At 59.3% G+C, this 20,286-nt stretch carries 17 protein-coding genes; 9 read left to right on the plus strand and 8 right to left on the minus strand.

The annotated features are described in order from the left end of the window. The first annotated feature begins 112 nt into the window (after positions 1–112). Together ACZ9IL_RS17080 and ACZ9IL_RS17085 are read left to right on the plus strand one after the other, a co-directional pair. Positions 113–1,063, plus strand: a complete 951-nt coding sequence (locus ACZ9IL_RS17080; RefSeq protein WP_476004547.1) for a transposase — start codon at positions 113–115, stop codon at positions 1,061–1,063. A gap of 173 nt (positions 1,064–1,236) precedes the next feature. Further along, on the plus strand, positions 1,237–1,542 hold the full coding sequence (locus ACZ9IL_RS17085; RefSeq protein ID WP_476004548.1) for an REP-associated tyrosine transposase: 306 nt from the start codon (positions 1,237–1,239) through the stop codon (positions 1,540–1,542). Positions 1,543–1,626: 84 nt separating this feature from the next. Here ACZ9IL_RS17085 and ACZ9IL_RS17090 read toward each other — a convergent pair whose 3' ends face one another. The 4 genes from ACZ9IL_RS17090 to uvrD all read right to left on the minus strand — a co-directional run bounded on the left by ACZ9IL_RS17090 (position 1,627) and on the right by uvrD (position 6,272). Further along, positions 1,627–2,448, minus strand: coding sequence for a hypothetical protein (locus ACZ9IL_RS17090; protein WP_476004549.1), 822 nt, complete (start codon positions 2,446–2,448; stop codon positions 1,627–1,629). After that, positions 2,445–2,858 (minus strand): hypothetical protein, encoded by a 414-nt coding sequence (locus tag ACZ9IL_RS17095; RefSeq protein WP_476004550.1) that lies wholly within the window; start codon positions 2,856–2,858, stop codon positions 2,445–2,447. Before ACZ9IL_RS17095 ends, ACZ9IL_RS17090 begins: the two co-directional genes overlap by 4 nt. Before the next feature lies 1 nt (position 2,859). Further along, complete coding sequence (locus tag ACZ9IL_RS17100) at positions 2,860–3,957, minus strand: hypothetical protein (protein WP_476004551.1); 1,098 nt, start codon at positions 3,955–3,957, stop codon at positions 2,860–2,862. A 143-nt stretch (positions 3,958–4,100) separates the two neighbouring features. After that, entirely contained in the window at positions 4,101–6,272 is a 2,172-nt protein-coding gene (gene uvrD, locus ACZ9IL_RS17105) for a DNA helicase II (RefSeq protein ID WP_476004552.1), read from the minus strand. Positions 6,273–6,689: 417 nt separating this feature from the next. Between uvrD and ACZ9IL_RS17110 the strand changes: the two genes are divergently transcribed. The 4 genes from ACZ9IL_RS17110 (at position 6,690) to ACZ9IL_RS17125 (ending at position 11,518) form a co-directional block, all read left to right on the plus strand. Further along, positions 6,690–7,688 carry a BMP family lipoprotein gene (locus ACZ9IL_RS17110; protein ID WP_476004553.1) on the plus strand — a complete coding sequence of 333 codons (999 nt, stop codon included), beginning with the start codon at positions 6,690–6,692 and terminating at the stop codon, positions 7,686–7,688. 80 nt (positions 7,689–7,768) lie between these two features. Then, positions 7,769–9,349 carry an ABC transporter ATP-binding protein gene (locus ACZ9IL_RS17115; RefSeq protein ID WP_476004554.1) on the plus strand — a complete coding sequence of 527 codons (1,581 nt, stop codon included), beginning with the start codon at positions 7,769–7,771 and terminating at the stop codon, positions 9,347–9,349. A 79-nt stretch (positions 9,350–9,428) separates the two neighbouring features. Continuing rightward, the gene (locus tag ACZ9IL_RS17120) at positions 9,429–10,547 is read left to right on the plus strand and encodes an ABC transporter permease (protein WP_476004555.1); all 1,119 of its coding nucleotides are present in this window, start codon (positions 9,429–9,431) and stop codon (positions 10,545–10,547) included. A 5-nt stretch (positions 10,548–10,552) separates the two neighbouring features. Then, a complete protein-coding gene (locus ACZ9IL_RS17125) occupies positions 10,553–11,518 on the plus strand; it encodes an ABC transporter permease (RefSeq protein WP_476004556.1) in 966 nt (321 codons plus the stop codon). An 84-nt stretch (positions 11,519–11,602) separates the two neighbouring features. On the opposite strand, the gene ACZ9IL_RS17130 is transcribed toward ACZ9IL_RS17125, so the two are convergent. Next, positions 11,603–12,508, minus strand: coding sequence for a LysR substrate-binding domain-containing protein (locus ACZ9IL_RS17130; protein WP_476004557.1), 906 nt, complete (start codon positions 12,506–12,508; stop codon positions 11,603–11,605). Positions 12,509–12,626: 118 nt separating this feature from the next. On the opposite strand from ACZ9IL_RS17130, the gene ACZ9IL_RS17135 reads away from it, so the two are divergent. The 3 genes from ACZ9IL_RS17135 to ovoA all read left to right on the plus strand — a co-directional run bounded on the left by ACZ9IL_RS17135 (position 12,627) and on the right by ovoA (position 17,032). Next, positions 12,627–13,754 carry an S-(hydroxymethyl)glutathione dehydrogenase/class III alcohol dehydrogenase gene (locus ACZ9IL_RS17135; RefSeq protein WP_476004558.1) on the plus strand — a complete coding sequence of 376 codons (1,128 nt, stop codon included), beginning with the start codon at positions 12,627–12,629 and terminating at the stop codon, positions 13,752–13,754. Positions 13,755–13,798: 44 nt separating this feature from the next. After that, positions 13,799–14,641, plus strand: a complete 843-nt coding sequence (gene fghA / locus ACZ9IL_RS17140; protein ID WP_476004559.1) for an S-formylglutathione hydrolase — start codon at positions 13,799–13,801, stop codon at positions 14,639–14,641. 240 nt (positions 14,642–14,881) lie between these two features. Further along, complete coding sequence (gene ovoA / locus ACZ9IL_RS17145; protein WP_476004560.1) at positions 14,882–17,032, plus strand: 5-histidylcysteine sulfoxide synthase; 2,151 nt, start codon at positions 14,882–14,884, stop codon at positions 17,030–17,032. A 57-nt stretch (positions 17,033–17,089) separates the two neighbouring features. On the opposite strand, the gene ACZ9IL_RS17150 is transcribed toward ovoA, so the two are convergent. The 3 genes from ACZ9IL_RS17150 to ACZ9IL_RS17160 all read right to left on the minus strand — a co-directional run bounded on the left by ACZ9IL_RS17150 (position 17,090) and on the right by ACZ9IL_RS17160 (position 20,275). Further along, positions 17,090–18,061 (minus strand): bile acid:sodium symporter family protein, encoded by a 972-nt coding sequence (locus ACZ9IL_RS17150; protein WP_476004561.1) that lies wholly within the window; start codon positions 18,059–18,061, stop codon positions 17,090–17,092. 285 nt (positions 18,062–18,346) lie between these two features. Next, positions 18,347–19,786: an amino acid permease gene (locus tag ACZ9IL_RS17155; RefSeq protein WP_476004562.1), complete on the minus strand. Its 1,440-nt coding sequence runs from the start codon at positions 19,784–19,786 to the stop codon at positions 18,347–18,349. Between the two features lie 150 nt (positions 19,787–19,936). Continuing rightward, positions 19,937–20,275: a tRNA-binding protein gene (locus tag ACZ9IL_RS17160; RefSeq protein WP_476004563.1), complete on the minus strand. Its 339-nt coding sequence runs from the start codon at positions 20,273–20,275 to the stop codon at positions 19,937–19,939. Positions 20,276–20,286 lie beyond the last annotated feature (11 nt).

The following is a 20,286-nucleotide window of genomic DNA, read 5'->3' on the forward strand; positions in this document are numbered from 1 at the left end:
CATTAGCAGGGTGGCAGTACAAGGGCATATTGCAGGGCATATTGGGACACCCACCTTTTTGACAGTGCTTTACCTCTGTTCTTGACTGAAAGGGATATCGCAGGAGGTTGCCATGACCATTGCCCGTTCCCGTCAAATCAGTCTGCAAGATACGCCTTACTACCATGTGGTCAGTCGTTGCGTGCGGCGGGCCTTTTTGTGCGGCGAAGATGCTCATTCCGGCCAGAGTTACGAACACAGGCGCCAGTGGGTGGTCGACAAGCTGAGCCAGCTGTCGCGGCTGTTTGCCATCGGTGTCTGCGCCTATGCGGTGATGAACAATCACTACCACCTGGTGCTCAAGGTTGAGCCTGATACGGCCACCAACTGGAACGAGCGGGAGATAGCCGAGCGGTGGGCCGCGCTGTTTCAGTGGCCCCTGCTGGTGCGGCGCTGGTATCAGGGGGAATCCCTGATTGAACCGGAACTGATGGTCGTACAACAACTGATAGCCCAATGGCGTGAGCGGCTGCATTCCATCAGCTGGTTTGTTCGGCTGCTCAATGAAAACCTGGCCCGCCAGGCCAATCAGGAGGATGGTTGCAAGGGCCATTTCTGGGAAGGACGCTTCAAAAGTCAGGCCTTGCTCACCGACTCAGCCCTGCTGGCCTGCATGGCCTACGTTGACCTCAATCCGATACGGGCAGCGATTGCCGACAAACCGGAAGAGAGCAATTACACCAGCATCAAACAGCGCCTCGCCGACCAACAACCCACAGCGCCATTGCCCCCTCTGTTGCTGCCGTTCTCCAGCAGAAGTGACTCGGATGGCCTGCCCTACTGCTTTACCGACTATCTGGCGCTGGTCGACTGGACAGGACGAGCCATCAGAACCGACAAACGGGGTCATATTCCGACTCACCTTCCCCCCATCCTGCACCGACTTGGCCTTGATACCGCGCAATGGTTGCGACAAGTGACACTGTTTCGGCGACAAGGCATCAGAGCGGTGGGCGACAGGGAACATTGCCAACTGTTCGCGCAGCACTGCGGCCAACGGCGATGTCACCAGCCGACTCTTTGAATCGCTAGCCTCCGCTTCATATCACACCCCGGCATGTCATCCGATGCCGAGCATGACGTTGCCTGAACAAGAGGCTTTTTAGGCCAGAACAGTCATCTTGTTGCTCCAACTCCAGCCCCCGAGCCAACCATCCGTCCCCCCATCACCAGTCTGACTACGGCTTACTCAGAAAGGTGGGTGTCCCAGATTTTTTCTTCTCCCGCGCCTTGCCCGCAACCGAGCGCCGTAGTCAGACCCGGTTACGCCACGAGGAACGGAGCATCTGGCAACACCATTATTGGGAACATCTGATCCGGGATGAGCAGGATTACCGCCACCATATGGATTACGTCCATATCAATCCGCTCCAGCATGGTCATGTTACACGGGTGGCCGATTGGCCGTATTCCACCTTCCATCGTTATGTGGCGAGCGGCATCTATCCGCGGGATTGGTGCGGATCGGTGGATGTGGATGGGGCGTTGGGGGGATTGGAGTGAACCGTTCAAGGATCTTGCCTTTGTGAACGTCCGATTACGCGATCGTCCGATTACGCTTCGCTAATCGAACCTACGGCCCTTGTATTAGGATGGGTCGAACAAACGCTCAATGATAGAAATGAGTTTTTCGTCGTAAACATCCTTACCTATAATTTCGTTATGATAATAATCCTCTAACTCATTTAAGGCGAGCCCTTTTCTCAAGGACTTATTAGTGGTGGCACTTTTATCCATTGGGCAATAATAAAGATCTACAAAAAAATGTTTTACTGATATTGCGTCGCCAGACAATAAATCGTGTATTGACTCTATCGTCCTTGAGGACTCGTCACAAAATTTTATTATTGATGTTGAAAATATCGATGCGATATTTTCAGAAAAAACACCCCCTTTTTTATCGGCGTAATCAGCCCACCCACCATCTTGTTTAATAAATGCAGCCCATTCCTTATATATTTTCATACAACTTTTTTTCTTTACATATATTAGCATTCCTGCATTTTTGTCTCGAGTCGCATATCTAGTAAGTAGCTGTAATAAACCCTCAAATACATTCTGACTGTTATAGGCTATCTTTGCCTCTGCAATCCATTTGTATTCGCCATGCTGGACCGTCAGATCGACAGCGCCATTCTGTTTGGTTTGTTCTGAAGCTCTGTAGCCTGCTTCACACAAGCATGCACTAATTAAATGAGTTATTGAGTCTTCATCATAAAAACTAAATTTGTCACGTGATGACTCCAGATGTCGCTCAATAATTTCTTTTATTTTAACTTGCAACTTACAAACGAAGTCATCATAAGAAAGCTTGCCGTCACGGACACTATTGAATTTCGCAAAGTCAGTAAGTTGCTCACGACCTTCAGTCGTGGATAATAACTGAGAGAATAGAGATAGATCATTCATTCGAATATGTCATCAACAGTATTACAATAGAACCCGACTCTATCTCGAGTATAACAATCTATTTCTACACCAGTATCTAAGCTGACAGGAACAAATTGTGGATCGCTCATACATTGTAGAAAATCGTCAATAGATATTTCGATATCACTACCATCCTGATCAAAATAACAGTAAGTGACAGTTATGATCCCATCATCGAGAGAGAAAAAGTTAACTATATCTAATGCGATAGCTACAGACTCACAATTAGTTATCTGTATTATTTTTGATAGGTAATAATATGAGGTTGATGGGTGGGCCTCGACATAATCTAAAAAAATTTTATAATAAGGCCATAAGGCGCTACGGTCATTTGGAATGACCATACTTAGCGCCATTATTTTCGCTCTCTTTTTTTCTAGGAGAGACATGTTAATCTAAAATTCTTATAGAATCTTCAATTATTCTTTGCAGCATAATTGAAGATTCTGGTTTAACAATTTGCATTGACATGCAATATTTTAGTTCCCACGCATTTTTGTGTGGAAAAAAACAGTATTCTACTTCATGTTTCCCTTTTGAATAAGGCGTTCTAATCTTTATTGCACGACAGACATATTTATGCTGGTTTTGTGTATCTGCGACAGTTTGAGTGCGAGCACAGTATCTTTTATTTCTTATCCCTTTGAGTTCAGCATCATTGCTATCTTCTTCAGTAGTGAGAATCGCATGTGCTACACGCCCAATAGATTTATTTTTATATACTTTTTCAATACATGGATAAAAGTTATAGTTTTCAGCAGATAATTTAATGTCATGTTTGTGCGTGCTATCGAGAAATTCTGTGCGCAAAGAATACATTGCATTCTCTATACCACGTGATGCAATTTTATCAGTAACCCTCAACTCAAAACGATGATAGTCTCTAGGTACAAATACACAGTTGTAATATTGCACCTTTTGCATTGCGCTATCTACCGCTCTTGCGAACTTATTAATTTTCTCTTTTGTTACATACGCATACACACAACATATTCCATCCCCAAGATCTGAAACCTTACATAAGTGATGACCAAGTGGAAGTTCAGGGTGTTCATCGAATGAAACCCGTTTTGGATAAGCGATAGAAAAAGCATTTGCGATATCTATACCAACCAATGCTTTAAGTTGCTGATATAAACTCGCATGTTGTTCTCTGGATGTTTGATAAATATAGTAATGATGATTAGCTGAGGCAATTACTCGATCTACCAAAATCTCCAAGTTAGAGAGGGTACATTTTTCTTTTTCAGCAGATTTAAGATCATCTAAGATATACTTAGTTGTCATTTCCCATCTATTCGAAAAAGAAAAACCGTACTGTTCTCCAACAATCTTCGCGAAAACCTGTTCTTCTGTTTCTTTTAGTCCTTCAACATAGCGAATAGCTAAGGACTCAAGAGTGTTTTTTTGAATACCGCTATTTTGAAGAGCTACCGCTTGAGTCATTGAGAATCCTAGTATTTTGAGTACAGTTACAGGCGGACTCATATTATCCTCCATTGCTCATTGATATCAATTAAAACATCAGTTACTCAACTCAAAGGTTGCAAAAACGTACCGTGTCAGTGTTACACGGATCACACAATCAACCCGGCCTAAGCCGGGTCGGTTGTTTCAAAAGGCAGGAAAAATCAGAGCGCTTCCAATCTGGCATACGCCGTCACCAGCCACTTGGCGCCGACGTCGTCGAACTGGATCTGCACCCGGCTCTGCTGGCCGACCCCTTCGAAGTTGAGCACGATCCCTTCGCCGAATTTCGGATGCAGCACCCGTTGGCCGAGCTTGATGCCGCTGGCGTCGAAGCTCTGCTGCACCTCGTTCTGGCTAAAACGCCCATATTGGGTCGGGCGGCTGACCTGGGTGCGCAGCCGGATCTCTTCCAGGCACTCGGCGGGCATCTCGCGGATGAAGCGGCTCGGCTTGTGGAACATCTCGCGGCCATAGATGCGGCGGCTCTCGGCATAACAGATGTAGAGCTTCTCCATGGCGCGGGTCATGCCCACGTAACAGAGGCGGCGCTCCTCTTCGAGCCGGCCTGACTCCTCGGTGGATTGCTGGCTCGGGAACATGCCCTCTTCCACCCCCACCAGCAGCACCAGCGGGAATTCCAAGCCCTTGGCGCTGTGCAGGGTCATCAACTGCACCGCATCGGCGTATTCGTCCGCCTGATTCTCGCCGGATTCCAGCGCCGCGTGGGCGAGGAAGGCGGAGAGATCGCTCATGTCTTCCAGCTCGTCCGGTCGCTGGTACTGGCGGCAGGCGGTGACCAGCTCGTCCAGGTTCTCTACCCGCGCCTGGGATTTCTCCCCCTTTTCGGCCAGATACATGGCCTTGAGGCCGGAGTGCTGGATGGCGATATCTGCCTGCTGATGCAGGGGCAGCAGGGAGACCTGCTCCTCCAGCGCATCGATCAGCTCGACGAAGCCGCGCACCGCGTTGCCGGCGCGGCCGGTCAGCACCTTGTCATTGAGCAGGGTCTTGGCAGACTGCCACAGGTTCTGGCCCTGATCCCTGGCATTGTTGCGCAAGATCTCCAGGGTGCGATCGCCGATGCCGCGGGTCGGTGTGTTGACGACCCGCTCGAAGCTGGCGTCGTCACCTCTGTTGTTGATGAGGCGCAGGTAGGCCATGGCGTCCTTGATCTCCTGACGCTCGAAGAAGCGCAGGCCGCCGTAGATGCGGTAGGGCATGGCGTCCTGCATCAAGGCTTCTTCCAGCACCCGCGACTGGGCGTTGGAGCGGTAGAGGATGGCGCAATCGGTGAGCAGCCCGCCCTTCTCCTTCCAGTCCTTGAGCCGACCGACCACGAAGCGGGCCTCGTCCACCTCGTTGAAGGCGGCGTAGAGCGAGATGGGCTCGCCCTCGGCGCCCTCGGTCCACAGCTCCTTGCCGAGCCGGTCAGAGTTGTTGGCGATGACGCTGTTGGCGGCCTTGAGGATATTGGCGGTGGAGCGGTAGTTCTGCTCGAGGCGAATGGTCTCGGCGCCCTGATAATCGGTCAGGAAGCGCTGGATGTTCTCGATCTTGGCGCCGCGCCAGCCGTAGATGGACTGGTCATCGTCGCCGACGATCATCACCCGGCCCGTTTCCCCGGCCAGCATCCGCAGCCAGGCGTACTGGATGCCGTTGGTATCCTGGAATTCGTCCACCAGGATGTTCTGGAAGCGGTCGCGGTAATGCTCGAGGATGTGCGGCTTGTTGAGCCACAGCTCGTGGGCGCGCAGCAGCAGCTCGGCGAAGTCCACCAGGCCGGAGCGATCGCAGGTCTCCTGGTAGGTCTGGTAGATCTGCTGATAGGTGCGAGTGACAGGGTCGCCGTAGAGATCGATGTCGCCGGGGCGCAGCCCCTCATCCTTCTTGCCGTTGATGTAGCCCATCACGGCGCGGGGGGCCCAGTGCTTCTCGTCCAGATTCAGCGCCTTGATGACGCGGCGAATGAGGCGGTACTGATCGTCGGAGTCGAGGATCTGGAAGTCCTGGGGCAGGCCCGCATCCAGATGATGGGCCCGCAGCAGACGGTGGGCGATGCCGTGGAAGGTACCGATCCACATGCCGCGCACGCCGTCACCGATCACCTTCTCGACCCGGCCGCGCATCTCGGCGGCCGCCTTGTTGGTGAAGGTCACGGCGATGATGGAGAAGGGCGAACAGCGTTCCACCTGCATCAGCCAGGCGATACGGTGCACCAGCACCCGGGTCTTGCCGGAGCCGGCGCCGGCCAGCACCAGCAGGTTGCTGCGGGGCGCCGCAACGGCCTCTCTTTGCTTGTCGTTGAGCCCGTCGAGCAGGGTCGAAACGTCCATCACCACTCCTGTTTATTTATACAGGCGGCGATTATACGGCCTGTGGGGCCAGAGACCAAATCGGTGTGAGATAGGGCCGTTGCCGCCCCCGACAGGAGAAGATGCTGTTTCCATGCCACAAAATGGCTCCAATGGAATCTACCTTTTTCACCCCCCGATTAAAACGATTGCGCACAACCATATGAATATAAACAAAAATGTCATTTGAACCCTATTAATCACAGAATTTAATTCTGAAAACAACGTCAAAAACAAACACTTATAAATCAAATTGCTTATATTTCAAACCGTTAACGCAAACGTTTTTCCTTTATGATCTCCTTGACCCACAAGCTGGCTCACTTACAGTTAGCCAGCGTGCTATATGACCTGCCCAGGCAGGTTGTGGACCCTCACATAACAATCAAGGATACGATCGTGACTAAAGTGCTCAAGCTGGCCACCGTTGCCGCCTTCACCCTCGCTGCCCTTTCTGCCCAGGCAGCCTCCGAGCCCGCCGTCATCTATGACACCGCCGGCAAATTCGACAAGTCGTTCAACGAAGCCGTGTTCCGCAACGGCGTCGAAGTCTACAACAAAGACAAGGGCGTCAAGGTCAAGGAATTCGAACCCCAGAACGAAGCCCAGCGTGAGCAGGGCCTGCGCCGTCTGGCCAGCCGTGGCAACGGCCCCATCGTCGCCGTTGGCTTCAACATGGGCTCCGCGGTAGAGAAAGTCGCCACCGAGTTCCCGAACACCCAGTTCACCATCATCGACATGGTGGTCGACAAGCCGAACGTCCAGTCCCTCATCTTCAAGGAGCATGAAGGCTCCTTCCTGGTGGGTGCTCTGGCGGCCATCGCCTCCAAGACCGGCAAAGTCGGCTTCGTGGGCGGCATGGATATCCCGCTGATCCGCAAATTCCAGTGCGGTTACGAGCAGGGTGCCAAGTACATCAATCCGAAGATCGACGTCTACCAGAACATGACCGGCTCCACCCCGGCGGCCTTTGCTGACCCGGCCAAGGGTGCCGAACTGGCCAAGTCCCAGTTCGCCAAGGGTGCCGACGTTGTCTATGCCGCCGCCGGCGGTACCGGCATTGGTGTCTATCAGGCTGCCAAGGACGAAGGCAAGTTTGCTATCGGCGTGGATTCCAACCAGAACCACCTGCAACCTGGCACCATGCTGACCTCCATGGTCAAAGACGTTGGCCTGGCCGCGTACAAGTCCTGGGATGACGGTGCCAAGGGCACCTGGAAACCGGGCATCCAGACCCTGGGTCTGGCCGAGGGCGGGGTGGATTGGGCACTCGACGAGAACAACAAGGCACTGATCACCCCGGAAATGAAAGCCAAGGTTGATGCCATCAAGGCCGACATCATCGCCGGCAAGATCAAGGTGCATGACTACATGAGCGACAACTCCTGCAAATACTGAGTCAGCACTACTAGGCTCAAACCTGATGACCGGCCCACAGGGGCCGGTTTTTAGTTCCAATTTCATGACCGGACGGAATCATGGATCAGACAGATCGCTATGCCATCGAATTAAGAGGTATCGATAAGCGGTTCGGCGAAGTGTACGCCAACAAGCAGATCGACCTTCAGGTTCAAAAAGGCAGTATTCACGGCATCGTCGGCGAAAATGGCGCCGGCAAGTCGACTCTGATGAGCATCATCTACGGTTTCTACCACGCCGACAAAGGCGAGATGCTGATCGACGGAAGCCCCTTCAAGCCCCATGGCTCGCAGGATGCGATTGCCGCAGGCGTGGGCATGGTGCACCAGCACTTCATGCTGGTGAACAACTTCACCGTGCTGGAGAACGTCATTCTCGGCGCGGAAAACGACTGGTATCTCGGCCGCAGCCTGGCTGGCGCCGAGAAAGTGCTCGGCGAGCTGGCACGGGACTATGGTCTCGAGGTGCCGCTGCACGAGAAGGTCGAGGATCTGCCGGTGGGCCTGCAACAGCGGGTCGAGATCCTCAAGGCGCTCTATCGTGGCGCCCGCATCCTGATCCTCGACGAGCCGACCGGGGTGCTGACCCCGCAAGAGGCGGATCACCTGTTCGAGGTGCTGAAAAAACTGCGGGATCAGGGCACCACCATCATCATCATCACCCACAAGCTGCGCGAGATCCTGGCCATCACCGATCAGGTCTCCATCATGCGCCGGGGCGAGATGGTGGCCCACGTCGCCACCAAGGATACCGACAAGGAGCAGCTGGCCGAACTGATGGTGGGCCGCAAGGTGCGCCTCAAGGTCGATAAGGGCGCCGCCCAGCCGGGCGAAGCCAAGCTCAAGGTCGAGGGTCTGTGCTACTTCGATGACGCCAAGGTGGAACGGGTCAAATCTGTCAGCTTCGAGGTACGGGCAGGGGAAGTGGTCGGCATCGCCGGCGTCTCCGGCAACGGCCAGTCCGAGCTGCTCAGCCTGCTCGGCGGCATCATCCAGCCCAGCAAGGGCAACTTCACCATCACGGGTCGCGGCCAGGTGCATCTGGTCAATCCGACCCAGCCGGCCGACCCGGAGCAGGTGCGCAACTTCGGCCTCGGCCACATCCCGGAAGACCGCCACAAGATGGGGCTGATCAATCGCTTCGAGGCGAAAGAGGCCTTCATCCTCGGCTATCACAGACGCGCCCAGTACAACAAGGGCTGGCTGCAGAACAAGGACGCAATCCTGCAGGATTGCCAGGCCAAGATGGACAAGTGGGACGTGCGCCCGCCCCATCCCGATCACAAGACCGCGAACTTCTCCGGTGGCAACCAGCAGAAGCTGGTGATCGCCCGCGAGGTGGAGCAGGACCCGGATGTGCTGCTGGTCGGCCAGCCGACCCGGGGCGTCGACATCGGCGCCATCGAGTACATCCACCAGCAGATCATCGCCATGCGCGACAAGGGCAAGGCCGTGTTGCTGGTGTCGGTGGAGCTGGACGAGATCATGAGCCTGTCTGACCGGATCCTGGTCATCGCCGATGGTCGCATCGTCGGTGAGCTGGACGGCGCCAAGGCGGACGAACGTACCATAGGCCTGATGATGGCGAACATAGTTCCCGACGAGGTGGCTGCCAGCCAATCCCAGGGAGCGACCTCATGAGCATCATCTCCATGTGTAACGGATTCGGTTTGATGATGGCTAACACAGTTCCCGACCAGATTGCCAAGGAGGCTCGTCCATGAGCCAAGCACGTATCCCTGCCTGGATATCCGTGGGCGTATTGCCCGCCGTCAATATCCTGCTGGCCTTCCTGGTGTCGGCCATCCTGTTCTATTACCTCGACATCAACCCGATCGATGCCGCCGAAATTATGTGGTACGGCGCCTTCGGCACCGGCGAGGGGATAGGCTTCACCCTCTACTACGCGACCGGTTTCATCTTCACCGGCCTGGCGGTGGCGGTGGCCTTCCACGCCGGCCTGTTCAACATCGGCGGTGAGGGGCAGGCCTACATCGGCGGCCTCGGCGTCGGCCTGGTCTGTCTGCTGCTCGGTGACGTGTTGCCGTTCGCGTTGCTGCTGCCGCTCGCCATCATCGCCGGCGGTCTGTTCGGGGCGGCCTGGGCCTTCATCCCGGCCTGGCTGCAAGCCAAGCGCGGCAGCCACATCGTCATCACCACCATCATGTTCAACTTCATCGCCGCGTCCTTGATGGCCTATCTGCTGGTCGACGTCTTCAAGCCGCCAGGATCCATGGCCACCGAGAGCAAGGTGTTCGCGGTGGCGAGCTGGCTGCCGAAGATGAGCGAGCTGGCGGCCGGTTTCGGCATCGCCATGCCAAACAGCCCGCTCAACATCAGCTTCTTCTGGGCGCTGATCTGTGCGGTGCTGGTGTGGGTCTTCATCTGGCATACCCGCTGGGGCTACGAGATCCGCTCGGTCGGCGCCAGCCAGAGTGCCTCCGCCTACGCCGGTATCTCCTATCCCAAGGTGGTGATCCTGGCCATGGTGATCTCCGGCATGCTGGCAGGCTTCTTCGCCCTCAACGTGCTGCAGGGCGAGCTGCACCAGATCAAGCTCAACTTCGTGGAAGGCTTCGGCTTCACCGGCATCGCGGTGGCACTGATGGGCCGCAACCACCCGGTCGGCGTCATCATCGCCAGCCTGCTGTTCGGCTTCCTCTATCAGGGCGGGGCCGAGCTCAGCTTCGAATTCGGGGTGGATCGCAACATCGTTGTGGTGCTGCAGGGTCTGGTGATCCTGTTCTGCGGCGCCCTTGAGCACATGCTGCGTCCGCGCATCGAGCAGGCCTATCTGGCCTTCGCCAACCGTTCAGCCGCGCAAGTCAAAGGAGCCTGACCATCATGTTCGAAACATTGATTCTGATGCTGGATGCCACTATCCGTACCGCGCCGCCGCTCATTCTCGCCGCCATGGCGGGGATGTTTTGCGAACGCTCCGGGGTGGTCAACATCGCGCTGGAAGGCAAGCTGCTGGCGGCGGCCTTCGCCAGCGCGGCGGCGGCGGCGGTCTCCGGCTCGGCCTGGATTGGCCTCGGCGCCGGGGTGGGTGTCTCCATCCTGTTCGCCCTGCTGCACGGCTTCTCCACCATCACCCACCGCGGCGATCAGGTGGTGAGCGGCATGGCCATCAACATCCTGGCGGCTGGCTTGACCGTCACCCTCGGCCGTTACTGGTTCGATCAGGGCGGTCAGACCCCGGCACTGTCCGGCGCGGCGCGCTTTGCCCCCATCGATCTGCCCTACGCCAAGGAGCTCTATGACGTGCCTGTCGTTGGCCAGCTCTACAGCGAGCTGCTGAGCGGTCACTCCCTGCTGGAGTACGTGGCCTTCGCTGCCGTGCCGCTGGCCTGGTGGGTGCTGTTCCGCACCCGTTTCGGCCTGCGTCTGCGCGCCGTGGGCGAGGCCCCGGCTGCGGTCGATACCGCCGGCATCTCGGTGGTACGCATGCGCTACACCGCGCTCATCATCGGTGGCCTCTTGGCCGGCATTGGTGGTACCTACCTGGCCGTGGCCCAGACCGCCCAGTTCATCCCGAACATGAGTGCGGGCAAGGGCTTCATGGCGCTGGCGGCGCTGGTGTTCGGCAAGTGGAAGCCTTGGAGCGCCATGGCGGCCTGCCTGCTGTTCGGCTTCCTCGATGCCGTCGCCATCCGGTTGCAGGGGGTCAGCATCGGCGACTTCCCGATCCCGGTACAGGCCATCGAGGCACTGCCTTACATCCTGACCGTGTTCCTGCTGGCCGGCTTCATCGGCAAGGCAGTGGCACCCAAGGCGCTCGGCACCCCTTACGTCAAGGAACGAGAGTGACGGTGCCATCCGCACCATTGCTGACATAGCAAGAGGCCCACGCAAGTGGGCCTTTTTTATGAACGAATGGCAGGGCCCAGGCCCTCAGCCGATGGGCCGCACCAGCACGGGTTGGGCAGGGTCGCTCAGCCGCTCGGCCAGATAGTCCACCAGCAGCCGCACCTTGGGGGAGAGGTGGCGATTGTGGGGATAGAGCGCCCAGATCCCCTCCTGCGGTGCCCGCAGCTCGGGCAGCAGCTCGATAAGCTCCCCCCGGGCGAGGTGGTCGCTGACGTAATAGTCCGGCAGCTGGATGATGCCGATCCCCTTGAGGACCGCGTCCAGCAAGGCATGGCCGCTGTTGCACTGCAACATGCCGCGCACCCGCACACTGTGGGGACGACCGTCCAGAGTGAAGTGCCACTCGTCCCCGTTGCCCACCAGACAGGTATGGCGGGCCAGCTCGGACAGGCTGTTGGGCATGCCGTGGCGGGCGGTATAGGCCGGTGAGGCGCACACATAGGGCACCCGCTGCGCCAGCTTGCGCGCCACCAGGGTCGAGTCCTTGAGGTGGCCGAGCCGGATCGCCAGATCGAACCCCTCGTGCACCAGATCCAGCAATTGGTTAGTGAGGTTGAGAGTCACCTCCAGCTGGGGGAAGCGCACCATGAAGTCATTCACCAGCGGGGCGATGCGGCTCTCGCCGTAGGAGACCGGGGCCGTGATACGCAAGGATCCCTGCGGTACCGCCTGATGACGACCCAGCGCCAGCTCGGCCTCGTACAGGTTGTCGAGCAGCTGGCGGCAGTGGCGAAAATAGATCTCGCCGAGCTCGGTGAGCCGCACCTGGCGGGTGGTGCGCAGCAGCAGCTTGGCCTGCAGCCGGTCTTCCAGCTGCGCCACCTGACGGCTGACCTGCGCCACCGACACCCCCAGCTTGCGCGCGGCCGGGGTAAAGCCCCCCTGCTCCGCCACGCTGACAAATTCACAGACCCCTTCCCAGCCGAACATTATTACCTATCTGTAAAAGTGATTTGATATTTCGCCTTATTATCACCAAATCGATGGGAAACTACACTGATTGTCCGAACTCATTTCCGTTCAACTCTCCACCATAAGGACATCATCCATGGCACAGGTTCAAAGCATCAAGTGTAAGGCCGCCATCGCCTGGGGCCCGGGTCAGCCTCTCACCATCGAAGAGGTCGAGGTCATGCCACCCCAGGCCGGCGAAGTGCGGGTGCGCATCGTCGCCACCGGCGTCTGCCACACAGATGCCTTCACCCTGTCCGGTGAGGATCCGGAAGGGGTCTTCCCCTGCATCCTGGGCCACGAGGGTGGCGGCATCATCGAGTCGGTCGGCGCTGGCGTCACCAGCGTCAAGGTCGGCGATCACGTGATCCCGCTCTACACCCCCGAATGCGGCGAGTGCAAGTTCTGCAAGTCCGGCAAGACCAACCTGTGCCAGAAGATCCGCACTACCCAGGGCAAGGGACTGATGCCGGACGGCACCACCCGTTTCTCCAAGGATGGCCAGCCTATCTACCACTACATGGGCACCTCCACCTTCAGCGAATACACTGTGCTGCCCGAGATCTCCATCGCCAAGGTGGATCCGGCCGCCCCGCTGGAAGAGGTCTGCCTGCTCGGCTGTGGCGTCACCACCGGCATCGGCGCCGTGATGAACACCGCCAAGGTGAAGGAGGGTGAGAGCGTCGCCATCTTCGGGCTGGGCGGTATCGGCCTCTCCGCCGTGATCGGCGCCCGTCTGGCCAAGGCCGGCCGCATCATCGCCATCGACATCAACGAGAGCAAGTTCGAGCTGGCCCGCAAGCTGGGCGCCACCGACTGCATCAACCCGAACGACTATGACAAGCCCATCCAGGAGGTGATCGTCGAGATGACCGACGGCGGCGTCGACTTCTCGTTCGAGTGCATCGGCAACGTCAAGGTGATGCGCGCCGCGCTCGAGTGCTGCCACAAGGGCTGGGGCGAGTCGGTCATCATCGGGGTGGCCGGCGCCGGTCAGGAGATCAGCACCCGTCCGTTCCAGCTGGTCACCGGCCGGGTCTGGCGCGGCAGCGCCTTCGGCGGGGTGCGCGGTCGCAGCGAACTGCCGAGCTACGTACAGCGCTACATGCAGGGTGAGTTCCGTCTCGACGACTTCATCACCCACACCATGCCGCTGGAGCAGATCAACGAGGCGTTCGATCTGATGCACGAAGGCAAGAGCATCCGCACCGTCATCCACTACTGATCCCATCACAGCCCCGCCTGCGGGCGGGGCAGAGGAGTTTGTCGATGAATCTGGACATCATCAGCAGCAACAAGAGCTTCGGCGGCTGGCACAAGCAGTACCGCCACCCCTCCACCGTGCTCGGCTGCGAGATGCGCTTCGCCATCTACCTGCCGCCCCAGGCCCTCACCGGCCAGAAGGTACCCGTGCTCTACTGGCTCTCCGGCCTCACCTGCACCGATGAAAACTTCATGCAGAAAGCCGGGGCCCAGCGCGTCGCCGCCGAACTCGGCATCGCCCTGGTGGCACCGGACACCAGCCCGCGCGGCGAGGGGATCCCGGACGACCCCGGCTATGACCTCGGCATGGGCGCCGGTTTCTACGTCAATGCCACCCAGCACCCCTGGCGCGATCACTACCAGATGTATGACTACGTCACCCGGGAGCTGCCCGAGATCATCGAGACCCACTTCCCGGTCTCGACCCGGCGCGCCATCAGCGGCCACTCCATGGGGGGCCACGGCGCCCTGATCGCGGCGCTGCGCGAGCCGGGTCGCTACCGCTCGGTGTCGGCCTTCAGCCCCATCAGCCACCCGAGCCGCAGCCCCTGGGGCCAGAAGGCGCTCGGCGCCTACCTCGGCAACAACCCCTTGTTGTGGCAGGAGTGGGATAGCTGCCAGCTGCTGCGCCACCACGAGGCAGCGCCGCTGCCGACGTTGGTGGAGGTGGGGCTGGACGATCCCTTCCTCACCGAGCAGCTCGGCATCGACGCCCTGGCCGAGGTGGCGGCCGCCAAGGAGTGGCCGCTGGAGCTCAACCGCCACGCCGGTTACGATCACAGCTACTACTTCGTGGCGAGCTTCATCGAGAGGCACCTGCGCTTCCACGCTCGTCACCTCGCCGAGTAGCCATCACCAGACAGGCCCTTCATGGGCCTGTTTTTCTTTCATCATCACCGCCACGCCCGGTCGCCAAAGGCCGCAGGTATTGGTCATCGAGCGGCAGGCCCACTACCCTAAGAAACCATGGCAATTTTCTGTTGTGCCACAAATCTGTTGAGCCAATAGTGATACTTTGTGCGTATAGAGCTCGCCAGCGATGTGTTTGCCCCAGCCTTGCCCGTCTTCATTGTCACAAGGAGTCAGAGCGTGACCCAAGCCAGCCACCCGCTTGCCGGTACCAGCGGCCTGCCAGCACCGACCCGCACCCCGCTGTTGACCGGCGAGGATCCCGAACAGAAACGCCGCGAGCTGCTCGGCTACTTCTGCCAGACCTTCGATCTCTACGACAGCCTGTTCGACTGCCTGGCCGATGAGCGCGCCTGGTTCAACAAGGCGATCTCCCTGCGCCACCCCCTTATCTTCTACTACGGCCACACCGCCGCCTTCTTCGTCAACAAGCTGCTAGCGGCCCGCCTGATCGACAGCCGGCTCGATCCCCGCATCGAGGCCATGGTCGCCATCGGCGTGGACGAGATGAGCTGGGACGATCTGGACGAGACCCACTACGACTGGCCCAGGGTGGCGCAGCTGCGTGCCTATCGCGGCCGTGTGCGCGCCCTGGTGATCGACTTCATCCAGCAGATGCCGCTGACCCTGCCCATCGATTGGCAGAGCCCGGCCTGGGTCATCCTGATGGGGATAGAGCACGAGCGCATCCACCTCGAGACCTCCAGCGTGCTGATCCGCCAGTTGCCGCTGGCCTGGGTCAAGCCGAGAGCCCACTGGCCCCTGTGCGAGGAGGCCTGCCACCAGCCGGACGAGGTGCCCGATAACACCCTGTTGCCGGTGGCGGGCGGGCGGGTGTGCCTCGGCAAGCAGGACGCCACCTATGGCTGGGACAACGAATACGGCGAGCGCCAGCTGGAGATCCCGGCCTTCCAGGCCAGCCGCATGCTGGTGAGCAACGCCGAGTACCTCGCGTTCGTGCAGGCCGGCGGTTATCAGCAACCCGAGTGGTGGGATGAGGAGGGCTGGGGTTGGTGTCGGTATGCCAAGGCACAGATGCCCAGCTTCTGGGTCGGCTCCCCGGATGAGCCCTCACAGCTGCAACTGCGGCTGATGACGGATCAGATCAGCATGCCCTGGGACTGGCCGGCCGAGGTAAATCAGCTGGAGGCTGCCGCCTTCTGCCGCTGGAAGGCGGCCCAGACCGGACTGCCGATCCAGCTGCCGAGCGAAGGGGAGTGGCTGCTGCTGCGGGAGCAACTGGCGGGGGATCAACCGGACTGGATGGAGGCCCCCGGCAACATCAACCTGGCCCGCTTCGCCTCCCCCTGCCCGGTCAATGCCTGCCCCCAGGGGAGCTTCTTCGATCTGGTGGGCAACGTCTGGCAGTGGACCAGCACCGCCATCGACGGCTTCGAGGGTTTTCGGGTGCACCCGCTCTACGATGACTTCTCCACCCCCACCTTCGATGGCAAGCACAGCCTCATCAAGGGCGGCAGCTGGATAAGCACCGGCAACGAGGCGCTCAAGTCGTCCCGCTACGCCTTCCGCCGCCACTTCTTCCAGCATGCGGGCTTCCGCTATCTGGTCTCCCGTTATCAGGAACCCGTCATCGTGAACCCTTACGAAACCGATACCCTCGTCGCCCAGTACCTCGACTTCCAGTACGGACCGACCCATTTCGGGGTGGCCAACTACGCCCAGACCCTGGCCAATCTGGCCGGCGAGCTGTGCGGCAACCACCAGCGGGCGCTGGACATCGGCTGCGCCACCGGGCGGGCCAGCTTTGAACTGGCCCGCCACTTCCAGCACGTGGACGGGGTGGACTACTCGGCCCGCTTCATCGACGTGGCATTGGCGCTGGCGAGCCAGGACAGCTTCCGTTACGCCATGCCGGTGGAGGGGGACCTGGTGGAGTATTGCGAGGCGCGACTATCGAGCCACGATCTGGGCAGTGCGCAAGCGGATCGCATCCACTTCAGCCAGGGAGATGCCTGCAACCTCAAGCCCAAGTACGACCACTACGATCTGGTGCTCGCCTCCAACCTGATCGACCGGCTGCGGGAGCCCGCCCGCTTCTTGCGCGACATCGCCCCGCGCCTGCGCAGCGGCGGCCTGCTGTTGCTCACCAGCCCCTACACCTGGCTGACCGACTACACCCCCAAGGCGAACTGGCTCGGCGGCATCCGCGAGAACGGCGAGGCACTGTCCACCCATCAGGCGCTGCAGCGGCTGCTGGCGGCAGAGTTCGAGGAGCTCTGCCCACCGAGAGACGTGCCCTTCGTGATCCGCGAGACCGCCCGCAAGTACCAGCACACGGTGGCGCAGCTCACCGTCTGGCGCAAACGCTGAGGGAGCGGCAAACGAAAGAGGGAGGCCCATGGCCTCCCTCTTCTTTATCCGGGCATCTTACCCCTCCTGGACCTGAGGCAGGGCCTCCTGCTCGCGGTAGCGACGCGCCAGCACGGCGCACACCATCAACTGGATCTGGTGGAAGATCATCAGCGGCAGCACCATGACTCCGACGCTGGCGGCGGGGAACATGACGTTGGCCATGGGCACACCATTGGCCAGACTCTTCTTGGAGCCGCAGAACACGATGGTGATTTCGTCCGCCTTGTCGAAGCCGAGCCGGCGGCTGATCCAGACGTTCCAACAGAGCACCAGCGCCAGCAACACACAGCTGAGCAGCACTATGCTGGCGAGATCGTACCAGCCGACCTGATGCCAGATCCCCTGCACCACCGCCTCGCTGAAGGCCACATAGACCACCAGCAGGATGGAGCTCTGATCCAGCTTGCCGATCAGCGGTCGATGGCTGTCGACCCAGCGGCCGATCAGCGGCCGCGACAGGTGCCCCACCACGAACGGCAGCATCAGCTGCACCATGATGGCCTGGATCGAGTGCCAGGTATCGACCCCCTCCCCCTGCACGTTGATCATCATGCCCACCAGCACCGGCGAGAGGAAGATGCCGAGGATGCTGGAGGCCGAGGCGCTGCACACCGCCGCCGACACATTGCCGCCGGCCATGGAGGTGAAGGCGATGGCCGACTGCACGGTGGCGGGCAGCGCACACAGATAGAGGAAGCCGAGGTAGATGGCCGGGCTCAGCCACTGGGGCACCAGGGGGGTGAGCAGCAACCCCAAGAGCGGGAACAGCAGGAAGGTGCTGGCCATCACCACCAGGTGCAACCGCCAGTGACCCAGCCCCGCCAGCAGATTCTGGCGCGACAGCTTGGCGCCGTGCATGAAGAACAGCAGCGCCACCGCCAGCTTGGTCAGCAGCGCGAACCAGACGGCGACCTGCCCCTCGCAGGGGAAGAGAGAGGCCAGGGTGACCACCAGGATGAGCACAAGGGTAAAGGGATCCAGACGCACGGAGAGTCTCCATCGAAACGACATCCTGCCCCGTTGCGGGGTTAAGGATCGGGGACGAGAAACAACGCAACGGGAGCTGTTTGACAGCGCCCGTTGCAACGAACCCCCAGCTTACCCCGAGAAATGGGTGACGCAAAGTTGAGCGACCGCCGCAGGTGTTCAATAAAATTAAACGTCTTTGCACCATGCTGGTGTGAAATTGAACAAAAAGCAGGGTTCCACGGACGATAAAACATAAAAAACGGGCGGCCAGGGCCACCCGTTGCACAAGGAGTCGTGAGGTCGTCAGCGCTGTTTGGCCAGAGGGTCGGCCTTGCCCTGGGCCATTCCGACCTTGCGGGCCTGGCGCTTCTCGAAGCGGGAGATCCACCAGTAGGCGATCGCCGAGAACACCGCCGTCATGAAGACGTTGATGAAGAAGGCGCGCACCAGATCCACCCCGCTCGGGAAGGCGGAGGCGCTCATGCTCACCACGAAGATGGCGATCAGCACCGACACCACGGCCATGCCGAACCGGCGGGAGCCCATGCGGAACTCGCGAGGGGTATCGTCGTGTTTCCAGCGGAACACCAAGTAGGCCACCATGATGAAGATCGGCGGCAGCATGGCGGTGCCGGCGGTGAGGTTGATGGCGGTGTTCATCATCTGCTGCACCGACTCCGAGCCGAAGCCGTTCACTACCAGCATCACGAACACGAACACGAACTGCCACCAGGCGGCGCGCACCGGCACCCCGTGCTCGTTCAGCTCGGTGGTCTTCTCGCCGTAGACCCCCTGGGGGATCTCGGAGAAGTGGATCTTCACCGGCGCCGAGGTCCACATCATCATGGATCCGAACATGGCGATGAACAGCACCACCCCGACGAAGCGGCCCACCAGTGCCTCGGACAGCTGGAAGTACTGGGCCATGCCGGTGAAGATCTCCACCATGCCGCCGGCATAGGTGAGGCTCTCGCGGGGCACGAACACGTTCACCAGCAAGGAACCGATTGCATACATGATACCGATGATGATGCCGGCGGTGATGATCACCCTGATGAAGGACTTCTGACCGCCCTTGACGTCATTGAGGTAGGCCGCCGCCGTCTCGGCGCCGCCCGCCGCCTGGAAGATCCAGCACATGATGCCCAGCGTCGCCCAGTTGACGGTCGGCGTCATGGCCTCCAGGGTGATGGGTTGGGCCGGCACATGGTCGCCGCCGAGCGCCAGCAGCGCCCCCAGCACATAGATGGCGAACAGGGCGAACACCCCGTAGGCCACCAGCTCCGCTATCTTGCCGAGCCAGCTCGCCCCCTTGGTGGAGATGTGGGTTGCCGCCGCAAACAGCACGATGGAGATGACCGAAGTCACCATGGGGGAGAAGCTGTATTCATGGCCCAGCATGGCGTAGGAGGCGTAGGCGATGACGTTGGGCAACAGGGAGACGAACCAGAACAGGTTCACGAACCAGTAGAGGAAGGAGCCGAGGTAGGCCATCCGGGTGCCGAGCGGCTTCTTGAGCCAGTCATACATGCCCGACTCCGAGCCTTTGTTGGCCGAGACGAACTCGGAGATGATGAACACGAAGGGGATGAAATAGACCAGGGTAGCCAGCAGGAAGATGGGTGCCGAGCTGAGCCCCAGCTCGATGTTGTTGTTGACGATGTTGCGCACGTTGAACACGGCGGCAAAGGTCATCGACAACAGGGCGAACTTGCCCAGGGTGCCGCGAACTGAATCAGACATACTGTCCTCCAATGGAATTACGCCGCTCGCAAGCTGGCGCATCGACTCTGAATGTGTTCGGCGCAAGCCTCATGGCCCGGCCAGTTATTTTCTTGTTATGGCCAGGCGGCCGTCCTGGCTCACCTGGTGAATAAGTAACGCTATCGGTTATCAGACGATGGGGGTGCCTGGCGCCATGGGCACCCGGGGTTGCAGCAGCACGCTCTGGCTCTCGTCCGGCGTCTCGGCGCACAACAACATGCACTCGGAGCGCTCACCACGCATCCGGGTGGGCTTCAAGTTGGTCAGCACCACCACCTGACTGCCCAGCAGCTCTTCTTCGCTGTAGTGGGGCACCAGACTGGTGACGGTCTGCAGCGGGCGCTCGCCGCCCACGTCGATCTGCACTATGTAGAGCTTGTCGGCCCCGGGATGGCGCGCCACCTCCAGCACCTTGCCCACCTTCATCTCGACCCGCTTGAATTCGGCAAACTCGATCAGCTCGCTCATTGTGTTCTTCC

It is taken from the genome of Aeromonas sp. TECH754, assembly GCF_056279295.1.